Source organism: Geothrix limicola, from assembly GCF_030268085.1.
Lineage (GTDB): Bacteria > Acidobacteriota > Holophagae > Holophagales > Holophagaceae > Geothrix > Geothrix limicola.
The window spans coordinates 107,825-132,825 of sequence record NZ_BSDE01000008.1; the positions used below are offsets into that span (position 1 = coordinate 107,825).

General features: G+C 66.5%; 24 protein-coding genes. 12 read left to right on the forward strand and 12 right to left on the reverse strand.

Annotation, left to right across the window (positions count from 1 at the left end):
- Positions 1-11: 11 nt before the first annotated feature.
- From QSJ34_RS16825 to QSJ34_RS16850, 6 genes are read right to left on the reverse strand one after another with little or no spacing between them, the layout of a single operon-like run.
- A complete protein-coding gene (locus QSJ34_RS16825; RefSeq protein WP_285577485.1) occupies positions 12-953 on the reverse strand; it encodes a chemotaxis protein CheW in 942 nt (313 codons plus the stop codon).
- Positions 950-3,058, reverse strand: coding sequence for a chemotaxis protein CheA (locus tag QSJ34_RS16830; protein WP_285577488.1), 2,109 nt, complete (start codon positions 3,056-3,058; stop codon positions 950-952). Before QSJ34_RS16830 ends, QSJ34_RS16825 begins: the two co-directional genes overlap by 4 nt.
- Positions 3,055-4,575: a chemotaxis protein CheW gene (locus QSJ34_RS16835; RefSeq protein WP_285577490.1), complete on the reverse strand. Its 1,521-nt coding sequence runs from the start codon at positions 4,573-4,575 to the stop codon at positions 3,055-3,057. The genes QSJ34_RS16830 and QSJ34_RS16835 overlap by 4 nt, the downstream gene beginning before the upstream one ends.
- Before the next feature lie 3 nt (positions 4,576-4,578).
- Positions 4,579-5,181 carry a hypothetical protein gene (locus QSJ34_RS16840; RefSeq protein WP_285577492.1) on the reverse strand — a complete coding sequence of 201 codons (603 nt, stop codon included), beginning with the start codon at positions 5,179-5,181 and terminating at the stop codon, positions 4,579-4,581.
- Between the two features lie 10 nt (positions 5,182-5,191).
- The gene (locus tag QSJ34_RS16845; protein ID WP_285577494.1) at positions 5,192-5,548 is read right to left on the reverse strand and encodes a response regulator; all 357 of its coding nucleotides are present in this window, start codon (positions 5,546-5,548) and stop codon (positions 5,192-5,194) included.
- 33 nt (positions 5,549-5,581) lie between these two features.
- Entirely contained in the window at positions 5,582-5,977 is a 396-nt protein-coding gene (locus QSJ34_RS16850; protein WP_285577496.1) for a PilZ domain-containing protein, read from the reverse strand.
- A gap of 145 nt (positions 5,978-6,122) precedes the next feature.
- On the opposite strand from QSJ34_RS16850, the gene pyrR reads away from it, so the two are divergent.
- The 9 genes from pyrR (at position 6,123) to QSJ34_RS16895 (ending at position 15,853) form a co-directional block, all read left to right on the forward strand.
- The gene (gene pyrR, locus QSJ34_RS16855) at positions 6,123-6,665 is read left to right on the forward strand and encodes a bifunctional pyr operon transcriptional regulator/uracil phosphoribosyltransferase PyrR (protein ID WP_285577498.1); all 543 of its coding nucleotides are present in this window, start codon (positions 6,123-6,125) and stop codon (positions 6,663-6,665) included.
- Entirely contained in the window at positions 6,665-7,624 is a 960-nt protein-coding gene (locus tag QSJ34_RS16860; protein ID WP_285577500.1) for an aspartate carbamoyltransferase catalytic subunit, read from the forward strand. The genes pyrR and QSJ34_RS16860 overlap by 1 nt, the downstream gene beginning before the upstream one ends.
- On the forward strand, positions 7,621-8,109 hold the full coding sequence (locus tag QSJ34_RS16865; protein WP_285577502.1) for an ORF6N domain-containing protein: 489 nt from the start codon (positions 7,621-7,623) through the stop codon (positions 8,107-8,109). Before QSJ34_RS16860 ends, QSJ34_RS16865 begins: the two co-directional genes overlap by 4 nt.
- Before the next feature lie 8 nt (positions 8,110-8,117).
- Complete coding sequence (gene gpmI, locus QSJ34_RS16870) at positions 8,118-9,641, forward strand: 2,3-bisphosphoglycerate-independent phosphoglycerate mutase (protein WP_285577504.1); 1,524 nt, start codon at positions 8,118-8,120, stop codon at positions 9,639-9,641.
- Positions 9,642-9,797: 156 nt separating this feature from the next.
- A complete protein-coding gene (locus tag QSJ34_RS16875; RefSeq protein WP_285577506.1) occupies positions 9,798-11,435 on the forward strand; it encodes a PAS domain S-box protein in 1,638 nt (545 codons plus the stop codon).
- On the forward strand, positions 11,432-11,980 hold the full coding sequence (locus QSJ34_RS16880) for an AAA family ATPase (RefSeq protein ID WP_285577508.1): 549 nt from the start codon (positions 11,432-11,434) through the stop codon (positions 11,978-11,980). Before QSJ34_RS16875 ends, QSJ34_RS16880 begins: the two co-directional genes overlap by 4 nt.
- Positions 11,981-12,071: 91 nt before the next feature.
- On the forward strand, positions 12,072-13,823 hold the full coding sequence (locus QSJ34_RS16885) for an acyl-CoA dehydrogenase family protein (RefSeq protein WP_285577510.1): 1,752 nt from the start codon (positions 12,072-12,074) through the stop codon (positions 13,821-13,823).
- A 73-nt stretch (positions 13,824-13,896) separates the two neighbouring features.
- The gene (locus QSJ34_RS16890; protein ID WP_420798871.1) at positions 13,897-14,418 is read left to right on the forward strand and encodes a PAS domain-containing protein; all 522 of its coding nucleotides are present in this window, start codon (positions 13,897-13,899) and stop codon (positions 14,416-14,418) included.
- Entirely contained in the window at positions 14,393-15,853 is a 1,461-nt protein-coding gene (locus tag QSJ34_RS16895; protein ID WP_285577514.1) for a methyl-accepting chemotaxis protein, read from the forward strand. Before QSJ34_RS16890 ends, QSJ34_RS16895 begins: the two co-directional genes overlap by 26 nt.
- A 1-nt stretch (position 15,854) precedes the next feature.
- Here the strand turns inward: QSJ34_RS16895 and QSJ34_RS16900 are convergent, their stop codons facing one another.
- Complete coding sequence (locus tag QSJ34_RS16900; RefSeq protein WP_285577516.1) at positions 15,855-16,547, reverse strand: class I SAM-dependent methyltransferase; 693 nt, start codon at positions 16,545-16,547, stop codon at positions 15,855-15,857.
- A gap of 147 nt (positions 16,548-16,694) precedes the next feature.
- On the opposite strand from QSJ34_RS16900, the gene QSJ34_RS16905 reads away from it, so the two are divergent.
- Positions 16,695-18,479, forward strand: coding sequence for an acyl-CoA dehydrogenase family protein (locus tag QSJ34_RS16905; RefSeq protein WP_285577518.1), 1,785 nt, complete (start codon positions 16,695-16,697; stop codon positions 18,477-18,479).
- Positions 18,480-18,562: 83 nt separating this feature from the next.
- Here the strand turns inward: QSJ34_RS16905 and QSJ34_RS16910 are convergent, their stop codons facing one another.
- The 5 genes from QSJ34_RS16910 to QSJ34_RS16930 form a co-directional block, all read right to left on the reverse strand.
- Entirely contained in the window at positions 18,563-20,548 is a 1,986-nt protein-coding gene (locus QSJ34_RS16910; protein WP_285577520.1) for a DUF6600 domain-containing protein, read from the reverse strand.
- 91 nt (positions 20,549-20,639) lie between these two features.
- On the reverse strand, positions 20,640-21,320 hold the full coding sequence (locus QSJ34_RS16915) for a hypothetical protein (RefSeq protein ID WP_285577522.1): 681 nt from the start codon (positions 21,318-21,320) through the stop codon (positions 20,640-20,642).
- The gene (locus QSJ34_RS16920) at positions 21,296-22,075 is read right to left on the reverse strand and encodes a TatD family hydrolase (RefSeq protein ID WP_285577524.1); all 780 of its coding nucleotides are present in this window, start codon (positions 22,073-22,075) and stop codon (positions 21,296-21,298) included. Before QSJ34_RS16920 ends, QSJ34_RS16915 begins: the two co-directional genes overlap by 25 nt.
- A gap of 49 nt (positions 22,076-22,124) precedes the next feature.
- A complete protein-coding gene (locus QSJ34_RS16925; RefSeq protein ID WP_285577526.1) occupies positions 22,125-22,502 on the reverse strand; it encodes a (2Fe-2S) ferredoxin domain-containing protein in 378 nt (125 codons plus the stop codon).
- 103 nt (positions 22,503-22,605) lie between these two features.
- Positions 22,606-22,788, reverse strand: a complete 183-nt coding sequence (locus QSJ34_RS16930; protein ID WP_285577528.1) for a hypothetical protein — start codon at positions 22,786-22,788, stop codon at positions 22,606-22,608.
- On the opposite strand from QSJ34_RS16930, the gene QSJ34_RS16935 reads away from it, so the two are divergent.
- Both QSJ34_RS16935 and QSJ34_RS16940 read left to right on the forward strand, forming a co-directional pair.
- Complete coding sequence (locus QSJ34_RS16935; RefSeq protein WP_285577529.1) at positions 22,787-23,107, forward strand: c-type cytochrome; 321 nt, start codon at positions 22,787-22,789, stop codon at positions 23,105-23,107. The genes QSJ34_RS16930 and QSJ34_RS16935 overlap by 2 nt on opposite strands.
- Positions 23,108-23,255: 148 nt before the next feature.
- Entirely contained in the window at positions 23,256-24,956 is a 1,701-nt protein-coding gene (locus QSJ34_RS16940) for a DUF3373 family protein (RefSeq protein WP_285577530.1), read from the forward strand.
- Positions 24,957-25,001: the final 45 nt, after the last annotated feature.

Below are 25,001 nucleotides of genomic sequence, written 5' to 3' on the forward strand. Positions count from 1 at the left end.
CGCTTTTTGACTCAGCTGCCATTCTTCGACCCCCGGAACTTCCCGGAGATCGCCACCTGCATGCCCTTGAGGTGGGACATGACCCGTTCCAGCTTCTGACGGGCGATATCCTGGAACTGCATCTGCTGGATGAGGGCGAAAACCGTGTCCTGCATGTCCTGGTTGATGCGCTCCAGTTCTGCGATGTCCCGCTCGTGCCCCTTCAGCTTGCCGAGGCCGGCCTCCTGTTTCAGGTAGCCGAGCCCGTGGAAGAACTTGTCCGTGCTGGAGAGCATCGCTTCCACCCGCTCCAGGACCTTGGCCATCTCCTGCTCGGTGTAGGAGATGGAGCTTTCGATCTGGGGCATGACCCGGTGCTCGCCCTCCTCCTTGCCCGGGGCCATCTCGATGAGGCGCCTCAGGCCTTCGTCCAGCCGCTCCTCCAGGCTGATGTTGGCGAGTATCTCCTTGCCCTGGGCTCGCGCGGCCCCCTGATTGGCCACCAGGGCCGCATCGAGCAGGGTGACCACCCGCTCGCCCTGGACGATGAAGCCTTCGACCCAGGCGCCGTCGAGACCCGCCAGCAGCGGGCTGGCAGGAACCAGATCCGACTCGGGGATGCTCACCACGGCGTCCACCGCGTCCACCAACAGGCCCGTGGCCGTTCCCGCCAGGTCGAGGACGAGGATGGTGCCCGTCTTTTCGGAATCGAGGGGCGGCAGGGACATCCGCACCCGCAGGTTCACCACCGGCACGACGCGGCCTCGGAGGTCGAGGATCCCCTCCACCGCCCGCGGCATGTGCGGCAGCTTGTTCAGCTCCCGGAAGGGCGTGATCTCCGCAACGAACCGGAGGGGGATGCCGTAGGTCCGGTCGTTGAGGAAGAAGGTCATGAACCGGTGATGGACGGCCTCCCGGCTTTCGGCCCGAGCGCTTGGCCGGGCCTCCATCTGGGGCGCGGCGCCAAGGCTCACACGGCCTCCTGGACGGCGAGCTGAAGGAGTTCGGCGGGATCGAGGATCAGCACCACGCCGCCATCACCCATGATGGAAGCGCCGCTGATGCCGGGCAGGCTGGCGAGGTAGGGCGCCAGGGGCTTGATGACCACTTCCTGGCGGCGGACGAAGGCATCCACGATGATGCCCATGCGCCGTCCGGCGGCCGAAACCACCACCACGGACAGGCCGTCGGTTTCATCAGCCTCGTTCACGGGGGCGGCAGACTTCAGCAGGTGCTTGAGGCGGCAGACGCCCAGCACCTCGCCGCGAAGGTTGATGGCCTGGCGGCTGGTGAGGTGGGACACGCTCTCCAGCGGCACGATGAGCGTCTCTTCCACGGCGGTGCCGGGCAGCGCAAAGACCTGGTTGCCGCTCTTCACCAGCAGGGCGTCGATGATGGCCAGCGTCAGCGGCAGTTTGATGGTGAAGACCGAGCCCTTGCCCACGGTGGAGCGCACGCCCACGCGGCCGTTGAGCTTGCGCACGTTGGAGCGCACCACGTCCATGCCCACGCCGCGGCCCGAGATGTCCGTCACCTTGGCGGCGGTGCTGAAGCCCGGAGCGAAGATCATCTCGATGACTTCATCGTCGGGCATGGCGTCGGCGCGGTCCTGGGTCAGCAGGCCCTTCTCCACGGCCTTGGCGCGGATGATGGTGGGGTCGATGCCCTTGCCGTCGTCCTCGATCTCCACCACCACGCTGTCGCCCTCGTGACGGGCCCGTAGGATCACGGTGCCCACCTCGGACTTGCCCGATTTCACGCGGGCCTCGGGCATCTCGATGCCGTGGTCGGCGCTGTTGCGGATGAGGTGGATCATCGGGTCGCCCAGCTCCTCGATGATGCTCTTGTCGATCTCGGTGTCCTCGCCGACCATCTGCAGATCGATCTTCTTGCCGCTGTTCTTGGCCAGGTCGCGCAGCATGCGCGGGAACTTGGAGAAGATGGTCTTGACCGGCACCATGCGGATGCCGAGCACCGAGGCCTGGATCTCCTTGCTCACGTGGTCGAGGTAGACGGAGGCGTGGGCCAGCTCCTTCGCCACGGTCGAGGCGGGGTGCCCGTTGACCTGGGGGATCAGGCGCTCCACGAGGTGGCTGATCATCGTTTTGCTGATGATGAGCTCGGCCACGATGTTCATGAACTGCTCGAGCTTGGCCTGGCTCACCCGGATGGTGTCGGAGGCGCCCTTGTCATCCGTGTTGCGGCGGCCGCTCTTGCGGCGGTCCTCCGCGGCGGGCGCGCCGTCGCCGGCGGCAGTCGCGGCCGAGGCCGTCTCCAGACTCAAGGGGTAGAAGCTGATGGTCGCGTTGGTCACGGCCCCGAAGACCTTGCGGATCTCCTCCATGGGCTCGGTGGCTTCGATGATCATCACCAGATCCAGGTGGAAGGCGCGGGCTTCGAAGCTTTCGAGATCCACCTCGGGTTCCCGAGGGATCAACTGGCGGTGCAGCAGCTTGCCCACCAGGTCGACCATCTGGAAGAGCGAGAGGGGATTGAAGGCCGTGCCGTAGATCGTGCCCGCCAGTTCCGCATGGATGCCCAGCACGGTCTTGCCCTCGGCCAGGGCCGTGGCGGCGGCGCTTCGTCCGGCCTCGCTCACGCGGGCCAGGGGCGCCGGCAGGTTCAGGGTGCCCGTGGAGGCGGCGGCCTGGGTGGGGGCCTGGGCCTCGCCTCCCTTCTTCAGCGATTCGAGGTTGCGGATCAGCTCGCTGGGATCGGGATCCTCGGCCTCCCCCTGCTTTCGGACCTGGACGCGCACATCCTCGACCAGGACCTTGAGCATGTCCACGGTTTCGAAGAGCAGTTCCATCACGCGGTCGCTGAGTTCCATCCGGGATTTGCGGAGGTCGTCCAGCACGTTCTCGCCCACGTGGGCGACGGCCTGGACCTTCTGCAGCCCCAGAAAACCCGCGGCGCCCTTGATGGTGTGGACGCTGCGGAAGATGGCGTTCAGCAAATCCAGGTCGCCGGGCGATTCCTCAAGCGCCAGGAAGTTGGATTCGATCTGCTCGAAATGCTCCTGCGCCTCGACGAGGAAATCCTCGTAGAAGCTGGGATCGTCGAGGGCGAAATCGCTCATGGCTCACCCGTCCTGTTGCGGCGCCCCTGGAGGCCCTGGAGCTGCTCGGTCTCCGCGTCGGTCAGGAGCTGCTGAAGTTCGAGCAGGAAGATCATGCCGTTGTCCAGCCGCGCCACCTTTTCGATGTAGCGGTTGGCGCCCACGGCGGTGACGGCGGGCGGGGGACCGAAGCGGTGCAGGTCCACCGGCCGCACCTCGTCCACGGCATCCACCACGAGGCCCGTGTAGACACCGCCAATGCTCGTGATGAGGATGCGCGAAATGCTGGTGGCCTCCACCCGCTCAAGCCCGAAGCGTGTGCGCAGATCCACCACTGGCATCACCTCGCCGCGCAGGTTGAGCACGCCGTCCACGAAATGGGGTGCGCGCGGCACGGGCGTGATCTGGCCCACCATGATGATTTCGCGGACCTCGTGCAGACGCAGGCCGTAGCTTTCAGGCCCCAGGCGGAAGACCACCAGTTCCAGGCTCGGAGTCGTTTCCTGGACCCGCGTGTCGGCGAGGCCGAGGCCCTGCCCCATGGCGGCGATCTTCTCCTGGTCGTCGCCGGTGATGATCTTCAGCACGTTGATGAGGCTCACCATGCGGCCCGGCAGGAGGAGGATGCCCTCCAGATGCTCGCGCTCGGCTTCGGACAGGGTCTGGGGCGGCGGCAACATCTGGCCGTCCTGCACGCGCAGGATCTCCTGAATCTCGTCCACCACCACGCCGATCCGCGCGGTGCCGAAGGAGAGCAGCACCACCATATCCCGCTTGCGCTCGGCGCCGGCCTGCTGGATGGACAGGATCTCGGAGAGGTCCACCAGCGGCATCACCTGGTCGCGAAGGCAGATCACCCCCAGCACGTAGTCGGGAGCGTCGGGGACCTTGGTCACAGGGGGCAGCTCGACGATCTCCTCCACCTCATGCAGGGCGATGCCGAAGGATTCGGCGCCCAACCGGAAGGTGACGAAGGGCCGACCATCCTCTTCGAGTTCCTCGTCCCCCTCGCCGCCGCCCGCAAAGGTGCCGGTGACGGCCAGATCATCGAATTCGGCCCGGCGCGTCAGCTCGGCACTGTCCAGCAGCTTCTCGAGGTGGATGAGCGTGATGAGCCGCGTGCCCACCGTGACCATACCCGCCAGGTATTCGGCGCGGATGCCCGCCACAAGGGGGGGCGTCTCCCGGACGGTGTGATCCTCCAGGCGCACCACCTCGGCCACGGAATCCACCTGCAGGCCCGTGGGGCCGCTGGCCATCCGCATCACGATAATGCGGGTCTTCGTCGTGGGCTCCTGGGGGGCCAGGTGGAAACGCACCCGGCTGTCGATGACCGGGATGATGAGCCCGCGCAGGTTGATGACGCCCAGGATGAAGCTGGGGCTGCCCGGAACGGGCGTCACATCGATGCGATGGGTGATCTCCTGCACCCGGTCGATGTCCAGGCCGAACTCCACGCCGTCGAGCGTGAAGGTCACCAGCTGGCCCGAGGGCACCAGCTCCGTGGCGAGGAGGGCCTGGGTGGACTCGGCGGCCATGGTTTACCCCTTCTTCTGGGATTTGAAGGCCTCGATCACGGCATCCGCGTGGGCCTTGTTCTCGTCGGGCGTGGTGCCCGTCTGGGCGATGGTGTGGCTAATGGAGGGCCGTTCGGCATCGCTCTTCAGGCCCGTGCCCAGCAGATCGACGATGTAGTCGTGGATCTGGCGCAGGTGGTGGACGATGCGCTCCAGCTTCTGCCGGGTGATGTCCTGGAACTGCATCAGGTCCATGGCCTCGAAGACCTTGTCCTGGATCTCCTTGCTGGCGCTCATGACCTCGTGGATGGCCTTCTGGACGCCCTGGGCCTGGGCGCCTTCGTGGCGCATCATGTCCGTGATGAGCTGCTGCTGGCGGGATACGAGCCGGCTGATCTGGTCCAGCTGGTCCATGACCTTGTTGGACTCGCGCTCGGTCACGGCCGTGACCGTGTCCAACTCGGAGATCACGTGGCCGCTGCCATCCTTGTGGGGCTCGCCATGGGCCGCAGACTGGGGCGCGGGTGGCGCCGGGGCCGGATCCGGCTCAGAGCCCTTGCCCCCCTTGGGCTTCTTGGGTGATTTGCCACCTCCGGCGAGGAGGGCGTCGATTTCGGACTGGTCCATGGCCTGCTCCCTACCCGAGGAGGGATTCGATCTTTTCCTTGAGGGTCTCCGGGGTGAATGGCTTCACCACGTAGTTGTTCACGCCGGCCTGGAGCGCCTCGACGATGTCCTCCTTGGCGGCGTTGGTCGTCACCATGAGGATCGGGATGGCGGCATTCTGGCCGCGCACGGTCTTCACGAATTCGAGGCCATCCATCTCGGGCATGTTCCAGTCGGTGATGATCATCTCCACCCCGCCCTGGCCGAGCTTTTCCAGCCCGTTCTTGCCGTTCTCACCCTCGACCACATCGGTGTAGCCGATGCGCGAAAGGGTGTTGATGATGATGCGCCGCATCGTCGAGGAATCGTCCACGATGAGGATCTTCACGGGGGGCCTCCTGGAAAGGATGGTGAAACGGAATCAGAGAGAGGGGGGAGGCGCGTAGGCCTCCAGGAATTTGATGAGGGCATCGAGGTCATCAGGGTAGACGTTCTGGAACTTCACGCCCAGTTCGTAGCCGCCGGAATCCAGCTGTTCGACCCGGACGACCATGCCGAGAGCCACCAGGGGGCGGGCCTCGGCGTCCTGCACAGGCCCGAAGTGGTTCTGGTAGCGGCCCCAGCCGGGCACCCGCAGCTCCAGCTTGAGCAGGGTCCCCAGGGGGTAGGCCCGGGGGGAATCCACCAGCAGGCCGCCGGCCGACACGTCCCTGTAGCTGCTCGTGGCCGGGATCTCGCCCTTGTGAAAACTCAATTCCTGGAAGCTCAGGTTGGCCTCCAGGGGGATCCGTTGGTACTGTCGCCGTTCCTGACTCATGAGTGTCCTCAGATGGGGCATCGGAGGGGCGGGTTTCCAACTTGAATCCTGCAAAAGCTGCCCCGGGGTCTCCGACCAGGGGCCCGGCTCGGCTAGACTGAAACGTGCGAGCGCGCCCCGTGGGGGAGCGCACCCCGGAGGTTCCATGCCCGCTGCCCCAGGCCCCTGCCCCATGGACCCCGGTCAGATGGAGGCGACCCTCCGGCGCCTGGCCACCGATCTGGTGGCCCGCCTGAAGGCCGATGAGGAGGTCGTCCTCCTAGGCATCCGCTCCCGGGGCCTACCCCTGGCCGAGCGCCTGGCCATCCTGCTGAGGGCCGCCACCGGCGCCCAGGTGCCCGTGGGCGCCCTGGACATCACGCTCTACCGGGACGACCTCACCGAGATGGTGGGCAGCCCCATCGTCCGTCCCACGGAGATCCCCTTCACCCTGAAGGAACGGACCGTGGTCCTCGTGGATGACGTCCTCTACACAGGCCGGACGGTGCGCGCGGCCCTGGACGCCCTGCTGGACCATGGCCGGCCCCGCCGGGTGATGCTCCTCGTCATGGCCGACCGCAGCGGCCGGGAACTCCCCATCCAGGCGGATCTGGCGGGGCTGCGGGTGGAGGTGCCCCCCGGACAGCGGGTGGCGGTGCGCGTAAAGGAAGTTGACGGTGAAGACGGCGTCACCGTGGAGGCCTGTTAATGACGTCTGAACGCTACGTCTTCCCCCACAAGCATCTGCTGGGCATCGAGCCCCTGAGCCCCCGGGACATCACGGCTCTGCTGGACCAGGCCCAGGCCTTCGAGGAGGTCTGCGAGCGCCCCAGCATCAAGATCGTCCCCGCCCTGCGCAAGAAGCTGGTGGTCAACCTCTTCTTCGAGAACAGCACCCGCACCCGCAACAGCTTCGAGATCGCCGAAAAGCGCCTGTCGGCCGAGATCATCAACTTCGACGCCGACACCAGCAGCCTGAACAAGGGCGAGACCCTCGTCGACACGGCCATGAACCTGGAGGCCATGCACCCGGACCTCATCGTCATGCGGCACAGCGCCCCCGGGGCCCACGCCCTGCTGGCCCGGCACATGAAGGCCAGCATCGTGAACGCCGGGGACGGCGCCCACGAGCACCCCACCCAGGCCCTGCTGGACGCCTACACCCTGCGCAAGCATTTCGGCCGGCTCGAAGGCCTGCGCGTGGCCATCGTGGGCGATATCCGCAACAGCCGCGTGGTGCGTTCCAACCTCTGGCTGCTCACCCGCATGGGCGCCAAGGTCACCCTCGTCGGCCCCCCCACCCTCCTGCCCGTGGAACTGAAGGCCACCTGGCCCTCCATCGACATCAGCTACGACTTCGACGCCATCATCCCCCAGCAGGACGCCATCATGATGCTGCGCGCCCAGTTCGAACGTGGCACCGGCGCCTACATCCCCGGCCAGGGCGAGTACAGCCGCTACTTCCAGCTGAACCCGGCCCGCATGAAGCGCGCAAAGAAGGACGTGGTGGTGCTGCACCCCGGTCCCATCAACCGCGGCCTGGAAATCACCAGCGACGTGGCCGACGGCCCGAACAACCTCATCCTCGACCAGGTGACCAACGGCGTGCCCGTCCGCATGGCCGTGCTCTACCTGCTGTCCAATCCCCACGGCGAGCAGGTGCCGTGAGCGCCCCCGTCGAGGTGCTGTCGCGGCTCCTCTGGATCCGCGACACGGCCGCCCTGCCCGACCAGGCCCTGGCCGACCAGCTGGGCATGGAGACAAGTGCCCTGACGGCCCTCGTGGAGGCCCACCCCGAGCGCTTCCATGAGTCCCTCGTCTTCCCCCTCACGGCCGAGGAGCGGCAGAAAATCCCCGAAGCCCCCATCCTGGCCTTCACCGAGGCCGGCGCCGCCCTGTTGACCGGCCTGCTTCCAGAGAAGGAATCCCGGCTGCTGAGTCTGCTGCCGGCCTTCGCCGAGGCCCGCCACCTGCTCACCACCCAGGCCGAGCTGTCCGCCCGGGTATCGGCCCTGGAACAGAAACTGGAGCTGGTGCTGAAGACCCTCCAGGACGAGGAGGAGCCGGCCCACGAGGAGCACCGCATCGGATTCGTGCCCGAGGACCTGCCCAGAGGCCTCAAGGCCAAACAGCGCACCGCGAAAAAGGACTGACCCCGCCCATGATCCAAGGCCCCATCACCCTCCTCATCCTCGACGGCTTCGGCGACGGCCCCCGGAACGCCTTCGACGCCACCTTCGTCGCTTCCATGCCGCGCTTCAACGAGCTGCGCAAGGCCTACGCCACCACCCAGCTGCTCACCAGCGGCGAGGCCGTGGGCCTGCCGGATGGCCAGTTCGGCAATTCGGAGGTGGGGCACATGAACCTGGGCGCCGGGCGCGTCGTCTGGCAGGAACTCACCCGCATCGACGCGGCCATCCGGCGCGGCACCTTCCGCGAGAACGCCGCCATCGGCGGTCTCCTGAAGGATCTGAAAACGTCGGGCAAGCGGCTCCACCTGCTGGGCCTCGTGAGCGACGGCGGCGTCCACAGCCACCAGAACCACCTCGTGGCCCTGGCCCAGTGGGCCCAGGCCGAAGGCGTGCCCACCACCATCCACGCCATCACTGACGGCCGCGACACGGGCCAGAAGAGCGCCGACGGCTACCTGCAGTGGCTGACCTTCCAACTGCGCGCCTGCCCCCTCGTCACCCTCGGCTCCGTCTGCGGCCGCTACACTGCCATGGACCGGGACAAGCGCTGGGAGCGCACCGAGCAGGCCTGGAAGCTCTACGTGGATGGGGATGCCGCCCAGACGGCTCCCGATGCCCTGGCCGCCATCACCGCCGCCTACGAGCGCGGTGAAACGGATGAGTTCGTGGCCCCCACCAAGCTGGATGCCTTCCATCCCATCGCCGACGGAGACGGGGTGCTCTTCTTCAATTTCCGCGCCGACCGGGCCCGGCAGATGTGCCACGCCCTGGTGAATCCGGCTTTTGCAGGCTTCACCCAGAAAAAGCGCCCCGCCGTGAAGCTCGTGACCTTCACGGCCTACGATGCCGAACTGGATCCTTTTCTTTCCGTCGCCTACCCGCCGCAGAGCCTCGACCACATCCTGGGCGAGCTCATCAGCGCCCAGGGCTGGAAGCAGTTCCGCACGGCCGAGACCGAGAAATACGCCCACGTCACCTACTTCTTCAACGGCGGTCGGGAAGAACCCTTCGAAGGGGAAGTGCGGCGGCTGGTGCCCTCGCCCAAGGTGGCCACCTATGATCTGCAGCCCGAGATGAGCCTGGCGGACGTGAGCCAGGGGCTCGAAGCGGCCATCCGGTCCGGCGACTACCGGCTGCTGGTCTGCAACCTGGCCAACCCCGACATGATCGGCCACACCGGTGACCTGGCCGCCGCCGTCACCGCCTGCGAGGCCATCGACGGCGCCGTGGGTCGCATCGCCGACGCCACCCTGGCCGCAGGCGGCGCCCTGTTCATCACGGCCGACCACGGCAACTGCGAATGCATGCGCGACGAGGGCGGCAACCCCCACACCGCCCATACCCTGAATCCCGTGCCCGCCGTGCTGGTGGCCAAAGGCTTCGAGGCCCGCCAGCTCCGCAGTGGCGGTGCCCTCAGCGACGTGGCCCCCACCCTCCTGAAACTGTTCAGCCTCGCCCAGCCCGAGGCCATGGACGGCACCAGCCTGTTCTAGCCCTTCTGCTTCCGTGATGGAGAACACAGGCCGGAGTCCCTGGTCCCCGGGGATACTGGAGGCTTGAACCCACCCGTTCATCGACGCCCCTCCTCCAGAGGAGGTCTGCGTTGGAACGCGCGGGGGCGTGGAATCATCCCATCACCCGGAGCAGGCATGAGCAGCCCCGATCCCCAGGCGCCTCGACCCGAGCGGAGCACCGCGCGGGCTCTGGCCTGGGGCGTGGCACTCTTCAATCTGCTCATCGTGGTCTTCGCCGTGGCGACCCTGACGATCAGTCGGGCCCAGTACATCCAACGGGCGGAACAGACCACTCACAACCTGGCCCAGGTGCTCGAAGAGAACCTTCTGGCCACCATCCACCAGATCGACCTGGTCCTCCTCGCCGTCAAGGACGAGGCGGAACGCCCGGGCCCGGGGGATGGTGGAGAAAGGATCGAAACCAGCCTGGCGACCCAGTTCCCGCGCCTCAAGTGGCTGGATGCCCTCCGCACAGCGGATGCCGATGGGTTCGTCAACCACGGCACATCCATCCTCAAAGCCCAACCTCACCTCAGCATCGCTGATCGCGGCTACTTCCAGCAGCTGAAGGCGCATCCCGAGGCCGGCCTGGTGGTGTCGCCTCCTCTCGTCAGCCGCTTCAGCGGCAAGTGGGTGATGATCCTGGCGCGGCGGCTGAACAAACCCAAGGACGGGTTCGGGGGCATCGTCTACGCGACCATCCCCCTCGACCACCTCAACCAGCTGCTTTCCCGCGTGGATGTGGGAGGCCGGGGTTCCATCTCCCTCCGAGGGGCCGACCTGTCGCTCATCACCCGGTACCCCTCCTTCCCCGGCCTGGAGCAGCTCATCGGAGACACCCGGGTCGAGGGCGAATACCTGGACGCCGTGCGGTCCGGCCTGGCCGTGAGCCACTTCTCCACCCATTCGCGCCTGGACGGTGAGGTACGGACCTACACCTTCCGACGGCTTTCGAATCCGACCCTCTTCCTCCTCGTGTCGCTGGGCCAGGCGGACTACCTGCATCCCTGGCGCAAGGAGGCCCTGTTGGCGGGACTCGCGGTGATGGGCCTGATCGTGCTCTCCGCGGTCGTGACCTGGATGGCCAAGGCCGCCTGGCGCCGCCAGTTGGCCGCCCAGGACCGGCTGGCCCAGGAGGAGGCCAAGTACCGCCTGCTGGCCGAGAACGCCCTGGACGTCATCTGGACGGCGGACGCCGAAGGGCGGGTCACCTACATCAGCCCCTCCATCCTGCGGCAGCGGGGCTGGACGCCGGAAGAGGCCGTCCGCCTCAGCCTGAGCGACCGCACCTTCTCCGCCCAGGGGCGGGACCAGCTCTACAAGAAGATCGCCGGCGCGCGGAACCTGCCCGCCGGATCCCAGCCCTTCGAGACCGAAGCCGTGGAAGTCAGCCTCCGCCACAAGGATGGCCGCGAGATCCAGGTGGAAGTCCGCATGCGCATCGTCTGGGGCGAGGACGGCAGCGTGCAGGGGCTCCAGGGCGTCACCCGCGACGTCACCGAGCGCAAGCGCATGGAGGCCGAGCGGGACCGCCTCATCCTCGAGCTCACCCAGGCCCTGGCCGAGGTGAAGACCCTCAAGGGCATGCTCCCCATCTGCAGCCACTGCAAGAAGGTGCGCGGCGACCACGGCTACTGGAAACAGATCGAGACCTACCTCTCCGAGCACACCGAAGCCACCTTCACCCACGGCGTCTGCCCCGACTGCGCCGCCGCCTTCCGCGCCGAGATGCAAGCCCGCCGAGCCCAGGCAGAATCGGGAGAAGACGTTTGAAAGTCGCATTCATCGGCACCCACGGGGTGGGCAAGACCACCCTCTGCTACGAACTGGCCGCCGTGCTCAAGCGGGAGGGCGTCCACGTGGACATCGTGAAGGAGGTGGCGCGGCTCTCCCCCCTGCCCATCAACCAGAAGACCTCCCTGGAAGCCCAGACCTGGATCTTCCTCACCCAGATGGCCGAAGAGATCCGCTCGGGCAGCCAGCACGACGTGGTCGTCTGCGACCGTAGCGTGCTCGACAACTACGCCTACATGATGCTGGCCTTCGGCCGCCAGCTGCCCATCGAGCGGTTCATGCACCACTGGATGAAGGGCTACGACCTGCTCTTCAAGGTGCCCTTCGGCGGCACGCTGGCCGCCGACGGCATCCGCGATACGGACACCTTTTTCGCCGAGGCCATCGACCAACTCGTGGACAAGCTGCTCGACGAACGCTCCCTGCCCCATGAGCGCCTGGAACCCGGTGGCCGCGCCACCTGGATCGAGCATGTGAAGAAGGTGGTCCTCAACCATCCCCAGGGCCAGAAACGCCTCATCTGATGTGGTAACCGCCTTTTGTGACCGAGGTCTCCACAATAGGAGTGGAGCCCTTCTGACTCCAGGTAGATCATCGAGGCATCGGGAGGTTCCCATGGCCTTGGTCGAGACCCAGTTGGTGCGCGGCGGCAGTTTCATGTTTCATCCCGCGGGCTCCCTGCCCCAGTTCATCGCCGAAGAGAACAGCGAAGACGCGCTGGCCATCGCCGAAGCCGCCCGCGATTTCGTGAACGGCGAGATCCTGCCCCGGGACGAGGAGATCGATCACCTCGACCTCGAGCTGAGCCGTGATCTGCTGGCCAAGGCCGGCGAGCTGGGCATCCTGGGCATCGAGATCCCCGAGGCCTACGGCGGCCTGGACCTCGACAAGAAGACGGCCCTCCTGGTCCTCGAGGAGATGGCCAAGCAGGCCAGCTTCTCCACCAGCTACTGCGCCCACACGAGCATCGGCTCCCTGCCCATCGTCTACTTCGGGAACCACGAGCAGAAGGCGAAGTACCTGCCCAAGCTCGCCACCGGCGAGTGGGTGGCGGCCTACGCGCTGACGGAGGCGGGCAGCGGCTCCGACGCCCTGGGTGCCAAGACGACCGCCGTGCTGCAGGATGGTCACTGGGTGCTGAACGGCACCAAGGCCTGGATCACCAATGCCGGTTTCGCCGACGTGTTCACCGTCTTCGCCAAGGTCAACGGCAGCCACCTCAGCGCCTTCATCATCGAAAAGACCGACCCCGGCATCAGCACGGGCGCCGAAGAAAAGAAGATGGGCATCAAGGGCAGCTCCACGCGCACGGTCATCCTCGACAACTGCCGCATCCCTGAAGACCGGCTGCTGGGCGGCAAGGGCAAGGGTGCCCGCATCGCCTTCGGCATCCTGAACATCGGCCGCTTCAAGCTAGGCGCGAGTTCCGTGGGCGCCGGCAAGCGGGTGCTGGAATACACCCTGAAATATGCCGGCGAGCGCACCCAGTTCGGCAAGCCCCTCACGGCCTTCGGCCTCATCCAGCAGAAGCTTTCGAACATGGCCATGCGGATCTTCGTGGGCGAAAGCATGAGCTTCCGCACCATCGGCTACCTCGACGAGGCCCTGGCCCAGACCAGTTGGGACAGCGAGACCGGCGGCGCCGACAAGATGAAGGCCATCGACGAGTACGCCGTGGAAGCCTCCATGTCCAAGGTCTGGGGCAGCGAGGCCCTCTTCGCCACCGCCGACGACGCCGTGCAGACCTTCGGTGGCGCGGGCTTCAGCGCCGAATATCCGGCCGAGAAAATCTACCGCGACTGCCGCATCAACCGCATCTTCGAGGGCACCAACGAGATCAACCGTCTGCTCATCGCGGGCACCTTCCTCAAGCGCTGCGGCGGTGTGGATGGCCTTCCCCTGGCGGGCAGCGACGCGGCCCCGGTGGATCTGCCCCAGGACGAGCTGCTGAAGACCGTGGCCCTCGCCAAGGCCCTCGCCCTCAAGGTGATCGCCCGGGCCCAGGCCGAACATGGCCCGAAGATCCTGGACAACCAGGAGGCCACCGCCCGCATCAGCAACCTGCTGGTGGAGGTCTACGCCATGGAATCGGCCGTGGTCCGCGCGAAGAAATTGACCGAGAGCGGTCATCGCTGGGCCGGCCTGGCCCGGGATCTGGCCACCGTCTACGCCCAGGAAGCCTGGAACCGCGTGCAATCCGAGGCCCGCATGCTGGCGGCCGAACTCGCCACCGGCCCGGCCCTGGATACCCTCCTGGCCGACCTCCTGGCCATGCACGCCCCGGCCCCGATGCCCCTGTCTTCCCTGCGTGAGCGGATCGCCCAAGTCCTTGTGGATCAGGGCCGCTATCCGCTGTCGGGGATGTAAATACCGGCCAAGCCGCCAGAACTAAGAAAGCCCTCATGAGGTGACCGATACCACGTGGGTGGAGATCTCGCCCATGAGCCTTCGGCCTCAACCAACCCAACACGAAAAAGTCCTGGGTGAAAATGATTTCATAGTGTCCAAGACGGACCTCAAGGGACTCATCACCTACGGGAACCGGGTCTTCATCGACATCTCCGGCTACTCGGAACAGGAACTGCTCGGCGCGCCGCACAACATCCTGCGCCACCCCGACATGCCCCGGTCCGTCTTCAAGCTGCTCTGGGACACCATCCAGGCGAAGAGCGAGATCTGCGCCTACGTGAAAAACCTGGCCAAGGATGGCAGCTTCTACTGGGTCTTCGCCAACATCACCCCTTCCTTCGATTCCCGGGGGAACCTCATCGGCTACTACTCCGTCCGGCGCAAGCCGAAACCCGAGGCCGTCCAGGCCGTCAGCGGACTCTACCGGGCCATGCTCGACGCCGAGCGGCGCGCCGGTGACGGCCAGGCGGGCATGAAGGCCTCACTGGCCGTCCTCCATCAAGCACTCGAACAGAAGGGCATGAGCTATGAAGAATTTGTCTTTGGGCTCTAGGGTCCACTATCTGGTCGCCCTCACGCTGGGGCTGTTCCTCGTCTTCGGCTACCTCGTCGCCACGGGCTCGGGGCGGGTTTCCACCTTCGGCTGGGCGCTGTTCGCCGTGACGGCCCTCCTGCTGGGGCTGACCCTCTATACGGTCCATCGCGTCCTGCTGGCCATCAAAAACCTCACGAAGAACCTGAAGGCCGCCGCCGATGGCAACCTCGACCAGCGGATGACGGGCATCAAGAAGGGCGCGGCCACGGGTGAACTGGCCTGGGCCCTCAACGACCTGCTGGATCAGCAGGAGGCCTACTTCCGTGAAGTGTTCTCCGCCTTCGACCACGCGAGCCAGGGCAAGACCTTCCGGCTCGCCATGGACCAGGGCCTTCACGGGGCCTTCAAGGACGCCATGACCCGGGTGAACGTCTCCGTGGAAAGCCTCGGCCAGGTGCAGCACATGGCCATCAAGGAACGCCTCATCGCCCGCATCACCGATCTCAATTCCGGCAACCTCATCGAAAACCTGAAGTCCATCCAGGAATACCTGATGAGCATGACGCAGGAATTGGGCGTGGTGGGCCAGATCTCGAAGGAGACGGCCCAGGAGGCCGAGGGCAGCCGAACCACCATCGAGAACCTGGTGGCCAACCTCAACCAGGTGGCCGAGATGATCGCCCAGACCAACGCCCAGACCACGCTGCTCCACGAGAAGGGCGACGAGATCAACCAGATCGTCCAGGTCATCACCGACGTGGCGGACCGCACCAACCTGCTGGCCCTGAATGCCGCCATCGAGGCCGCCCACGCGGGAGAGATCGGCAAGGGCTTCGCCGTCGTCGCCGAAGAGGTGCGCACCCTCTCCGAAAACACCAAGGACGCCGCGGCCTCCATCGCGGCCACCATCGAATCCTTCGGGGAAGCCACCAGCCGGATGATCAAGGATTCAGAGCAGGTGAAGGAGATCGCCGAAGGCAGCCGGAACGCCGTGCGCGACTTCCGCTCCCAGGTGCTGAAGTTCGCCGATTCCGCCAAGACCTCCATGGTCCAGGTGGATAAGGCCCAGGACTTCAGCTTCGCCTCCCTGGTCAAGGTGGACCACTTCCTCTTCAAGCAGAACGGCTACCGCGTGCTGCACCAGGGGCCCGATTCCCCCGAAGCCCGCGCCATCCGCACCGACCACCGCGAGTGCCGGCTGGGCGCCTGGTACTACCAGGGCCAGGGGGCCGAGCAGTATTCCCACGTGCCATCCTTCCATCGGCTGGAGACCCCCCATGCGGGCGTCCACGCCAGCATTCAGGAGGCCGTCAACCTGCTGGGCACCTCCTGGGACAAGGACGAAGCGCTACAGAACCGCATCTTCAGCCACTTCGAATCCGCCGAACGCGCCAGCGAGGAAGTGGTCCACATCCTCGACCAGATGCTCGACGAGCGGCACCGCGAACTCTGACCTACTTCACACCCGTGTGAAGGGCCACGATACCCCCTGTGAGGTTCGTCCAGCGGACCTCGCGGAAGCCCGCGCTTTTCAGTTCCTCCGCCAGGGAGGGCTGGTCCGGGAAGCTGCGGATGCTTTCGGGCAGGTAGGTGTAGGCCGAATCGTCGCCGCTGATCCAGGCGCCGATACGCGGCAGCACCCGCAGGCTGTACCAGTTGTAGAAGGCCTTCAGGCCCGGCCAGACCGGCGTGCTGAATTCGAGGATCGTGAGCTGGCCGCCGGGGCGCAGGACGCGCAGGAATTCGGCGTAGGCCAGGGGACGCTGCTCCACGTTGCGGATGCCGTAGCAGATGGTGAGCCCGTCGAAGCTCGCATCGCGGAAGGGCAGGCGCTGGGCGTCCGCATCGCTGGAGGCCCAGATCTTCGAGGCGAGGCCCTTGCGCGCGAACTTGGCCGGCCCCAGGCGCAGCATGGCGTGGGTGAAATCGGTGCTCACCACGTCCGCGCCCCGGCGCGCGAGGGCCAGACTGGAATCGCCGGTGCCCGCCGCCACGTCGAGGAAGCGCTTCCCCGGCGCCGCGCCACTGACCCGGGCCATGCGCCACCACCACCAGAAGTCCACGCCGCCGGACAGGACGTGGTTCAAGACATCGTACTTTCCGGCAATGGCCGAAAACATCTGCTGCACATCACGGCCTTCCGGCATCCAACCTCCTGGCACCTTCCATTGAACCAGACCAGATGGCCCCGTGGCGGTCCCCCCGGACAGCCTTATCCCCATTGACCAGAGGTAGAGGCTAGCCAAGCGGCCTCCGACCACCCATCTTGGACCCTACCCAATCCGGAGGACCCAATGAGCACCGCTGCTGCAGAGCAGGTCAAGGGAGGCAGTTTCCTGCTGACCCCCATCGGGGCGATGCCCCAGTTCACCCCTGAGGATTTCGGCGACGAGGCCAAGGAATTCGCCCGGGCCGCCAAGGATTTCATCCAGGGCGAGGTGCTGCCCAAGGACGAGGAGATCGACAAGCTCAACCTCCCCCTCACGGTCGAGCTCATGAAGAAGGCCGGCGAACTGGGCCTGCTGGGCCTGGAGGTTCCAGAAGCCTACGAGGGCATGGACGTCGACAAGCGCACGGCCATGCTCGTGCTCGAGGAGATGAGCAAGCAGGGCAGCTTCGCCGTGACCTACAGCGCCAATACGGGCATCGGCACCCTGCCCATCGTCTACTTCGGCACCGAGGCCCAGAAGAGGACCTACCTGCCCAAGCTCGCCACCGGCGAGTGGCTGGCCGCCTACGCGCTGACCGAGGCCGGCAGCGGATCCGACGCGCTCGGGGCGAAGGCCACGGCCGTGCTCGACGGGGACAGCTGGGTGCTGAACGGCACCAAGATGTGGATCACCAACGCCGGCTTCGCCGATGTCTTCGTGATCTTCGCCAAGGTGGACGGCCAGCAGTTCAGCGCCTTCATCGTCGAAAAGACCGATCCCGGCATCAGCACCGGCGCCGAGGAAAAGAAGCTGGGCATCAAGGGCAGCTCCACCCGCACCGTCATCCTCGAGAACTGCCGCATCCCCAAGGACCGCCTGCTCGGCGAAATCGGCAAGGGCCACAAGATCGCCTTCGGCATCCTCAACATCGGCCGCTTCAAGCTGGGTGTGGGCAGCCAGGGAGGCATGAAGCGGATCCTGGAATACGCCATCCGCTACACCACCGAGCGCCAGCAGTTCGGCAAGTCCATCAACTCCTTCGGCCTCATCCAGCAGAAGCTGGCGGACATGGCCACCAAGATCTTCGTGTGCGAGGCCATGAACTTCCGCACGGTGGGCTACATCGACGAGGCCCTCCACGGCACCAGCTGGGACAGCCCCACGGCCGGCGCCGACAAGATGGCCGCCATCGATGAATACACCATCGAATGCAGCATCTCCAAGGTCTGGGCCAGCGAAGCCCTCTTCTTCGTGGCGGACGAGGCCGTGCAGGCCTTCGGCGGCTACGGCTTCAGCGCCGAGTACCCCCCCGAGAAGGCCCTGCGCGACTGCCGCATCAACCGCATCTTCGAGGGCACCAACGAGATCAACCGCCTCCTCATCGCCGGCACGCTGCTCAAGCGCGCCATGAAGGGCGACCTACCCCTCATGCAGTTCGGCCAGCAGGTGGCCAAGGAGATCTCGAACCCCGTCAAGGCCGAAACCTTCACGGGCCCCCTCGCCCGCCTCAAGCACGGTGTGGAACTGAGCAAGCGCCAGTGCATGCTGGCGGCGGGCCTCGCGGTGCAGGTGCTGGGCCAGAAGCTCATCGACAACCAGGAGGTCATGGCCCGCATGAGCAACATGCTCATGGAGATCTACACCATGGAAAGCGCCGTCGTGCGCGCCGAACGCATGCTGGAGGGCGGCCACCGCTGGGCCCAGATCGCCCGGGACATGACCGAGCTCTACGTGAACGAAAGCTGGCACAAGGTCCACGGCGACGCCCGCATGCTCTGCGCCGACGTGGTGGAGGGTGAAGCCCTGCGTCATGCCCTGGCGGGCGTGAAGGCCTTCACCGAATTCCACCCCACCAGCAGCGCCCGCCTGCGCGGCCGCATCGCAAGCGAACTCATCCAGAAGGGCATCTACCCCATCGAAGTGGCCTAGAGGGCGCTCCGGTTCAAGAAGAAGGGCCCCAGTCGGGGCCCTTCTTCATTAGCGCATGTAGATCCTTGCGCCACGCTTCACGGTCAGCGCGACTTCTTTTCCTCGCGGGGCCTCTCCTTGGCCGGCTCGGGGCGTGGCGCCGGACGGCTTTCATGGGCGGGCTCTTGGCGCGGCGCAGGCCGGCTTTCACGGGCGGGCTCGGGGCGCGGCGCGGGACGGCTTTCCCGCTCCACGGGCCTCATGGGTTCCGGGCGGCGCTCCTCACGATCCATGCGATCGATGCGGGGCCGGGGCTCGGGGCTGCGTTCCCGCACGGGGTCCGGCCGCCGTTCTTCCATGGGCCTGGGCTCGGGACGTCGCTCCTCCACGGGCCGCGGTTCGGGGCGCCGCTCTTCCACGGGCCGGCGGTTCTCGAAGCGGTCCCGGACCGGCGGATTGTCGGGACGGCGCTCCTCGATGCGCGGCGTGGGCCGGGGGGCTTCGGGACGGATCTCGCGAGAAGGCTGGGGCTGGGTTTGGTCTGGCCGGCGCGGTTCGGGCCTCGGCGCGATGGGAGGGCGCGGGTCGCCGGGACGCGGTTCGACGGGCCGCTGTTCGATGGGCCGCTCGCGGGGGGCGAAGCGTTCCACCGGCTGGTTGCGGCGCTCTTCGAAGGGGCGCCGCACGGGCGCCACGACCGGCGATCCCGGGCGCGAGTCGACCGGGTTGGGGCGGCTCAGCTCCCGATGGAAGATTTCGCGGCCCGTGGTGTTCCGCGCCTGCAGCTCGTAGCTCCGCATGCGCTCCCGGTTCACGTCACGCTGGAAGGCGTTCTGGAACTGCCCGGGATTGTGGAACTCGGTGCGCGAGACGATCAGCGGGGAGCGCTGCCAGGGCGCGCGGAGGTCGCGGGGTCCGCCGCCAGGGCCGTTGAAGGTGCCGATGACGTGGACATCCGTGTAGACGCGGGTGTGGATCCTCGGTGCGTTGATGAAGTTGATGGACACCACGTTCCAGGCGTAGCCGCCACGCCAGGCGCCGTAGCCCCAGTGGCAGGGCGTGTTGTAGTAGCCCAATGGCGCCCAGCCGCAATAGCCCGGCGTATGGTTCCAGGCCACCCAGGCGGGGCTGTAGTAGACGCCGGGGATCCAGCACCAGCCCACGCCCACGCTCCAGTGCCAGCGGCCGTGGTGGTAGGCGATGTAGCCCCATGGCTCGTCGGAGACCCAGGTCATGCCCCCCGCGTAGGGGGCCCAGCGCCCCTCGTAGTAGGGACGCCAGTCCTCGGCGACGCCGTTGGGTTGCCATACCCATCCAAATTCGTCGGAGTTGATCCAGCGGCCATGGTTATCCAGATCATCAGCGTAGTAGCGGATCTCGGCGGGCACGTGATCCCAGCTTTCGCCGCGATGGACGATCACGGCGCGGTCGCTCCACCGGTCGAAGTCGTCGCCGTCATAGGTGTTGAAGCCGCGCACGCGATCGAGGCCATCCTGCGGGCTGTAGACCGTCAGGCGCTCGCCGGCGGCGATGCGGGCCTCGTCCCGTTCGTTGGTGAAGGTCACGCGACCGCTGTGCACCTTCAGGCGCACCAGCTTGTCGCGCTCGGCCTCGACGGTGAAGGCGCCCTTGTCGAAGCAGGTGGCCGTACCCGAGGGGGTGTCCACGCGGAAGCGGGCATCGGACTGCCCGCCCAGCAGCACGCGGAGCCGGCCGTAGTCGAGGCGGAGCAGAACCTGTTTCTCGCCCTTCCGGTCCGTGAAGAGGGCCGCCACACTGAACCGGGTGGCGCCGCCGAAAGCCACGCGGGTGCCATCACCCAGTTGCAGAACGCCACGGCCGCGGCTTTCCACGACATCCCCTTCCGCGATGGGCGTGCCCCGGCTGAGGGATTCCTCGATATCGCCCTTGCGAATGGTGACGTCGCCTTCCAGGGCCCGCACCATGGCGTAGCGCTCGGGCGACTCGCCCTGGTAGGTCTCATCGTCCTCGGGGGCCGCGGGCGGCTGAGGAGCCTGCGGCGCCGCCGCCAGGATGGCCGCGGGCAACAGCAGCGCCGCGAGTCGGGATTGGGTGAAGGTCGCGTTCATGGGGCCCTCCGCGGGATGGATGCCGGATCCCAGTGGGTCGGTTCCAAGATGGGTCACAGCCAAGGACGTGCCAATTCCGAAAGGCCCGAATTCAATCCTTGGGAAAGGGTGCGAGGGCGCTGCCCGTCTTGACCGGGTCCTTGTGCGGGCCCAGTTCCGCGAGGCGGGGCAGCAGGCCCATCCAGGGAAGGGACCAGCGCCGGGGAGCGCCCTGCTCCACCTCGCCAGCGCTCACTTCCAGGCGATCCGGCAGGAACCTCAGCTGGAGGTCGCGCCCGGGTGGAAGCGGCAGATGGACGGCCCGCGCCGTGGCGGGATGCACCACGGTGAGGAAACCTTCGCCATCCTCGAGGATCCAGAGCAAGCCCCGCAGGAAGGGCCGGAAATCCTCGGCGGCCCACTGGAGGCCGCCCAACCCCTGGCTTAGCGGCGAATCCTGGGGGAAGGGCCAGGTGCCCGAAGGCTCGGGAAGCAGCAGACCACCGTCCCGCCAGGCCTTGAGGGGACGTCCCGGCAGCCCGGTCTTCAGCCGGATGATACCCCGGGCATCCCAGATACTCAGGGTGCCATCCCCTGTCAGTTTCGCCACCACGGGGCCGGTCGAGGCTTCCAGGGCCGGGAGCGACCCCTCGGCTCGCAGGCCCGCGGGACCACTCTGCCAATCCAGGGGAAGCACCTTCTCCCAGGGCAGGGAGGGATGCTGCGAGCGTTCCTGGCCCGCGAGGTTCGGCGCCGCCAGCGCCGCCGTCAGGATGAGGGCGCCCAGCCGCACAGGGCCTCCAGGTTGCGCGTGGTCAGCTCCGCGAGTTTCACCGAGGGGATCCCGCGCAGTTCGGCCACCACTTCGGCCGTGAAGCGCACGTAGCCCGGTTCGTTGGGTTTGCCCCGGTAAGGCACGGGGGCCAGGAAGGGCGCGTCAGTTTCCACGAGGATGCGGTCCTCCGGCGCCCAGGCCGCCACGTCGCGGATGGCCTCGGCCTTCTTGAAGGTGGTGATGCCCGAAAAGCTCAGGTAGAAGCCCAGATCCAGGGCCCGCGCGGCGAAGGCGCGATCCTCGCTGAAGCAGTGGATGATGCCCTTCACCGCGTCGGCGCCTTCTTCCTCCAGCAGCCGCAGCGTCGCCTCGGGGGCCGAGCGAGTGTGGATCATCAGCGGCTTGCGAAGGGCCTTCGCCAGGCGGATCTGGGCCCGGAACGCAAGCTCCTGCTCATCCCGCGGGCTCAGGTCGTAGTGCCAGTCGAGGCCCGTCTCCCCCACGAAGCGCACGGCGGGATCCGCGAGCATCCGGCCCAGCGCCTCGGCCACCTGCGGCGACCAGCTGCTGGCCTCATGCGGATGCACGCCCAGGCTGGCCTGGACGCCGGGCGTGCGGGTGGCCAGGTCCAGCACGATCCGGGAATCCTCCAGATCCGTGCCCACGGCGATGAAGCCCGTCACGCCCTCTGCCCGCGCCCGCGCCAGGGTGGCCTCCACCTGGTCGGGGGCCAGGTAGGAACCGGTGAGGTGGCAGTGCGCGTCCACGAGCATGGCTCCATGGTCCCACGATCCTGCCCAGGTCGGTTCGGCGACCGGACGCCTAGGGGAAGCGCTTCCTCACGAGCCGTTCCACGGGCACACCGCCCTTCAGGTGGCTTTCGATGATCTCGGGCACGTCCGCGGGGGTGACGTGGGCGTACCAGATGCCGTCGGGGTAGACCAGCACGGCGGGGCCGATGGCGCAGAAACCCACCGAGCCGCACTGGATGCACTGCACCTCACCCTCCCGGTTGCCCTTGAAGAACAGCAGCTGCTCCTCGATCAGACCGGCCTTGAAGGCCTCCAGCACCGCCTCGGAGCCGTTGGCCGTACAGCTCTTCGACGTGCAGACGAGCACCTGCCGCTTCAGCGGGTGGTTGATGATCGGTGAAAGCGCCGCGTCCTGCTCGAGCGTTGGAAGACCGGGGACAGCATCCATGGAAGGGCCCTCGCACCCCACGATAGCAGTCCGCACGCCACTGCCGAGATGAGTCCAGATTCATGCCAATCGAATTGAGTGATTCAAATTACTGAGTGGTTATTTAATTATTAGTGATCATAGTCACGAACGACTTGACCACGTTAAACACCAGTTCATCCTCAATGACGATCCCGCTGCAAGTCCGCATCCAGGCCTTGCGGGTCACGGGGATCCCTAATCGTTTTCCAACCTCCGTTGGGATGGCGTTGCCCTGCCCCACCCACACAGAAAGGAAGTGTTTCATGCGGAACTCCCTGTTGCTCCTCGCTGCGATCACTGTGATCACGGCGCCGCTGGCCGCCGAAGGTGGCAGCGATACCAAGGGCAAGTTCTTCTTCAAGAAGACCTGCAAGTCCTGCCACACGGCGGGCAGCGCGGCCAAGGAGATCACCCCGCTCTCCAAGACCCAGGCCCAGTGGAAGGCCTACTTCGCCGCCGGGAAACACAAGAAGGGCGCCGAGAAGCTCGACACCCTCCTGAAGCCCGAGCAGGTCAAGGACGTGCAGACCTTCCTGGTGAACCACGCCTCGGATTCCCCCCAGCCCGAAACCTGCGGCGGCTGAGTTTACGTCTTAAAAGGGGGACCGCCCGCTCGCTCCAGCTCGCTCTGCGTCCCCCCTTTGACCCCCAGTTGCCTGGGCCAAGCCCAGCCACCAACTCCGCCCCAACCCCCATTCCCTTGCCCCTGAACCCCCTTCTGGAGGACATCCCATGCACTCCCGCCTCACGCTCGCCCTCGTCGCCATGCTGGCGCCAGCGGCCCTGAGCGCCCAATCCAACGAGGATCTGCAGAAGCAGATCGAACAGCTGAAAACCCAGCTCAAGGCTGTGGAAGAAAAGGCCACGGCCGCTCAGGAAATCGACACCCGTCTCGTCAAGGTGGAGACCAAGGTCGCCGGCGACAACATCCAGTGGGGCGGCGAACTCCGCACCCGCTTCGATAGCGCCCAGGAACACTTCAAGCCCTACATGCCGTTCTATGGATTCATGCAGACGCCTTCGGGCCCCGCGGCGGGAATGCCCATGGTCGTCCCCGCCCCGATGGTTCCGGCCCAGGACTGGACCAACTCGGTCCAGTGGTCCACCCGGCTCCGCCTGAACATGGGCATCACCATCAACGAGAACGCCAAGATCATGGGCCGCCTCACGATGTACAAGGTCCACGGCGGCGCGGACGTGCCCACCTTCAACGGCACGCCCAACACAATCAGCACCTCCTTCACCGCCGGCCAGACACCCGCCACGGATGCCCTCCTGGTCGAGCGAGCCAGCCTGGTCTACCACTTCCCCGCGGTCGCCAGCATCCTGTCCATCGGCCGCCAGAACACCTCGGACGGCCCGCCCTTCGAAGTCCGCGAAGGCGGCGAGCGGCAGGCCACTCCTCAGGCCCTGGCGGTGAACGCCACCATCGACGGCATCGGGTGGAAGTTCCAGCTCGACAAGCTCGGACTCCCCGAGAACACGCTGCTGGGCTTCTGCTACGGCGTGGGCTACGAGAGCGGCTTCGGCGGCGGCGGCAGCGTCAAGACCAACCAGACCATCGTCGGCATGAATTTCACCAACTTCAACGGGACCAATCCATCTGCCATCACGCCCGTGGTGGGCAACATCGGACCCCTGAAGGACACGACCGTGCTGGGCGCCATGTTCGACATGCCCCTGCTCTTCCAGATCGGCGAGTCCGTCCAGAGCGCGAACCTCTACCTGGGCTACAACCGCATGGGCAACATGACGGATATCCCCTTCGGCAACACCATCAATTTCCCGATCCCCGGCCAGACGCCCTCGACCCAGTACGTCACCGCCACGGCCAATCTCGGCGACATGGATCAGATGACCGCCACCTGGAAACACAAGATCGGTGACACCTTCACCTACTTCGTGAGCGGCGGGTACCTCAAGAGCCATCCCAACGGACAGGTCTCGCAGTACGGCGCCTACTGGACGTTCCCGTCTGCCATGCCTGCCGGGTACCCCACCGGCCTCACGCAGCTGTCCGGCTTCGGCGGGCTGATGGGCGACCCCACCAAGAGCCAGACCGCCACGGCCTACTACGCCGGCATGCGCTATGACCCCACCACCGACATCGGATTCGGAGTCGAGTTCAACCACGGCTCGCCCCGCTGGTGGACCTACACCCCGGCCACCGGTGAATACACCGACAAACTCGGGGCCCGCGGTGACGTGTGGGAGGCCTACATCCACTGGAAGTTCGCCCACCACGCCGCCCTTCGGTTGGGCTACATCGACTACAAGTACACCACCGCGATGAGCGGCTGGCAGATCGGCCCCTCCGCGCAGCCTGGGCAGAACTGGGAGACCGCCATGAACCTGAGCAACACGCCCATGCTCCAGTACGCCTACCCCGCGACGGTGAAGAATCTCTACGCCTCGATCGAAGTGAAGTTCTAAACGACACGCCGCCGGGCCGGAGGGGCAACCCTCCGGCCCGCGCTA

Coding starts and splice junctions, on each gene's coding strand:
- QSJ34_RS16835 (WP_285577490.1), bottom strand. CDS start 4,575: ATGGCCGCCGAGTCCACCCAGGCCCTCCTCGCCACGGAGCTGGTGCCC.
- QSJ34_RS16930 (WP_285577528.1), bottom strand. CDS start 22,788: ATGAAACACTTCCTTTCTGTGTGGGTGGGGCAGGGCAACGCCATCCCA.
- QSJ34_RS16830 (WP_285577488.1), bottom strand. CDS start 3,058: ATGAGCGATTTCGCCCTCGACGATCCCAGCTTCTACGAGGATTTCCTC.
- QSJ34_RS16885 (WP_285577510.1), top strand. CDS start 12,072: ATGGCCTTGGTCGAGACCCAGTTGGTGCGCGGCGGCAGTTTCATGTTT.
- QSJ34_RS16935 (WP_285577529.1), top strand. CDS start 22,787: ATGCGGAACTCCCTGTTGCTCCTCGCTGCGATCACTGTGATCACGGCG.
- QSJ34_RS16850 (WP_285577496.1), bottom strand. CDS start 5,977: ATGAGTCAGGAACGGCGACAGTACCAACGGATCCCCCTGGAGGCCAAC.
- QSJ34_RS16895 (WP_285577514.1), top strand. CDS start 14,393: ATGAAGAATTTGTCTTTGGGCTCTAGGGTCCACTATCTGGTCGCCCTC.
- QSJ34_RS16925 (WP_285577526.1), bottom strand. CDS start 22,502: ATGGATGCTGTCCCCGGTCTTCCAACGCTCGAGCAGGACGCGGCGCTT.
- QSJ34_RS16905 (WP_285577518.1), top strand. CDS start 16,695: ATGAGCACCGCTGCTGCAGAGCAGGTCAAGGGAGGCAGTTTCCTGCTG.
- QSJ34_RS16860 (WP_285577500.1), top strand. CDS start 6,665: ATGACGTCTGAACGCTACGTCTTCCCCCACAAGCATCTGCTGGGCATC.
- QSJ34_RS16910 (WP_285577520.1), bottom strand. CDS start 20,548: ATGAACGCGACCTTCACCCAATCCCGACTCGCGGCGCTGCTGTTGCCC.
- QSJ34_RS16920 (WP_285577524.1), bottom strand. CDS start 22,075: ATGCTCGTGGACGCGCACTGCCACCTCACCGGTTCCTACCTGGCCCCC.
- pyrR (WP_285577498.1), top strand. CDS start 6,123: ATGCCCGCTGCCCCAGGCCCCTGCCCCATGGACCCCGGTCAGATGGAG.
- gpmI (WP_285577504.1), top strand. CDS start 8,118: ATGATCCAAGGCCCCATCACCCTCCTCATCCTCGACGGCTTCGGCGAC.
- QSJ34_RS16875 (WP_285577506.1), top strand. CDS start 9,798: ATGAGCAGCCCCGATCCCCAGGCGCCTCGACCCGAGCGGAGCACCGCG.
- QSJ34_RS16900 (WP_285577516.1), bottom strand. CDS start 16,547: ATGCCGGAAGGCCGTGATGTGCAGCAGATGTTTTCGGCCATTGCCGGA.
- QSJ34_RS16840 (WP_285577492.1), bottom strand. CDS start 5,181: ATGGACCAGTCCGAAATCGACGCCCTCCTCGCCGGAGGTGGCAAATCA.
- QSJ34_RS16890 (WP_420798871.1), top strand. CDS start 13,897: ATGAGCCTTCGGCCTCAACCAACCCAACACGAAAAAGTCCTGGGTGAA.
- QSJ34_RS16940 (WP_285577530.1), top strand. CDS start 23,256: ATGCACTCCCGCCTCACGCTCGCCCTCGTCGCCATGCTGGCGCCAGCG.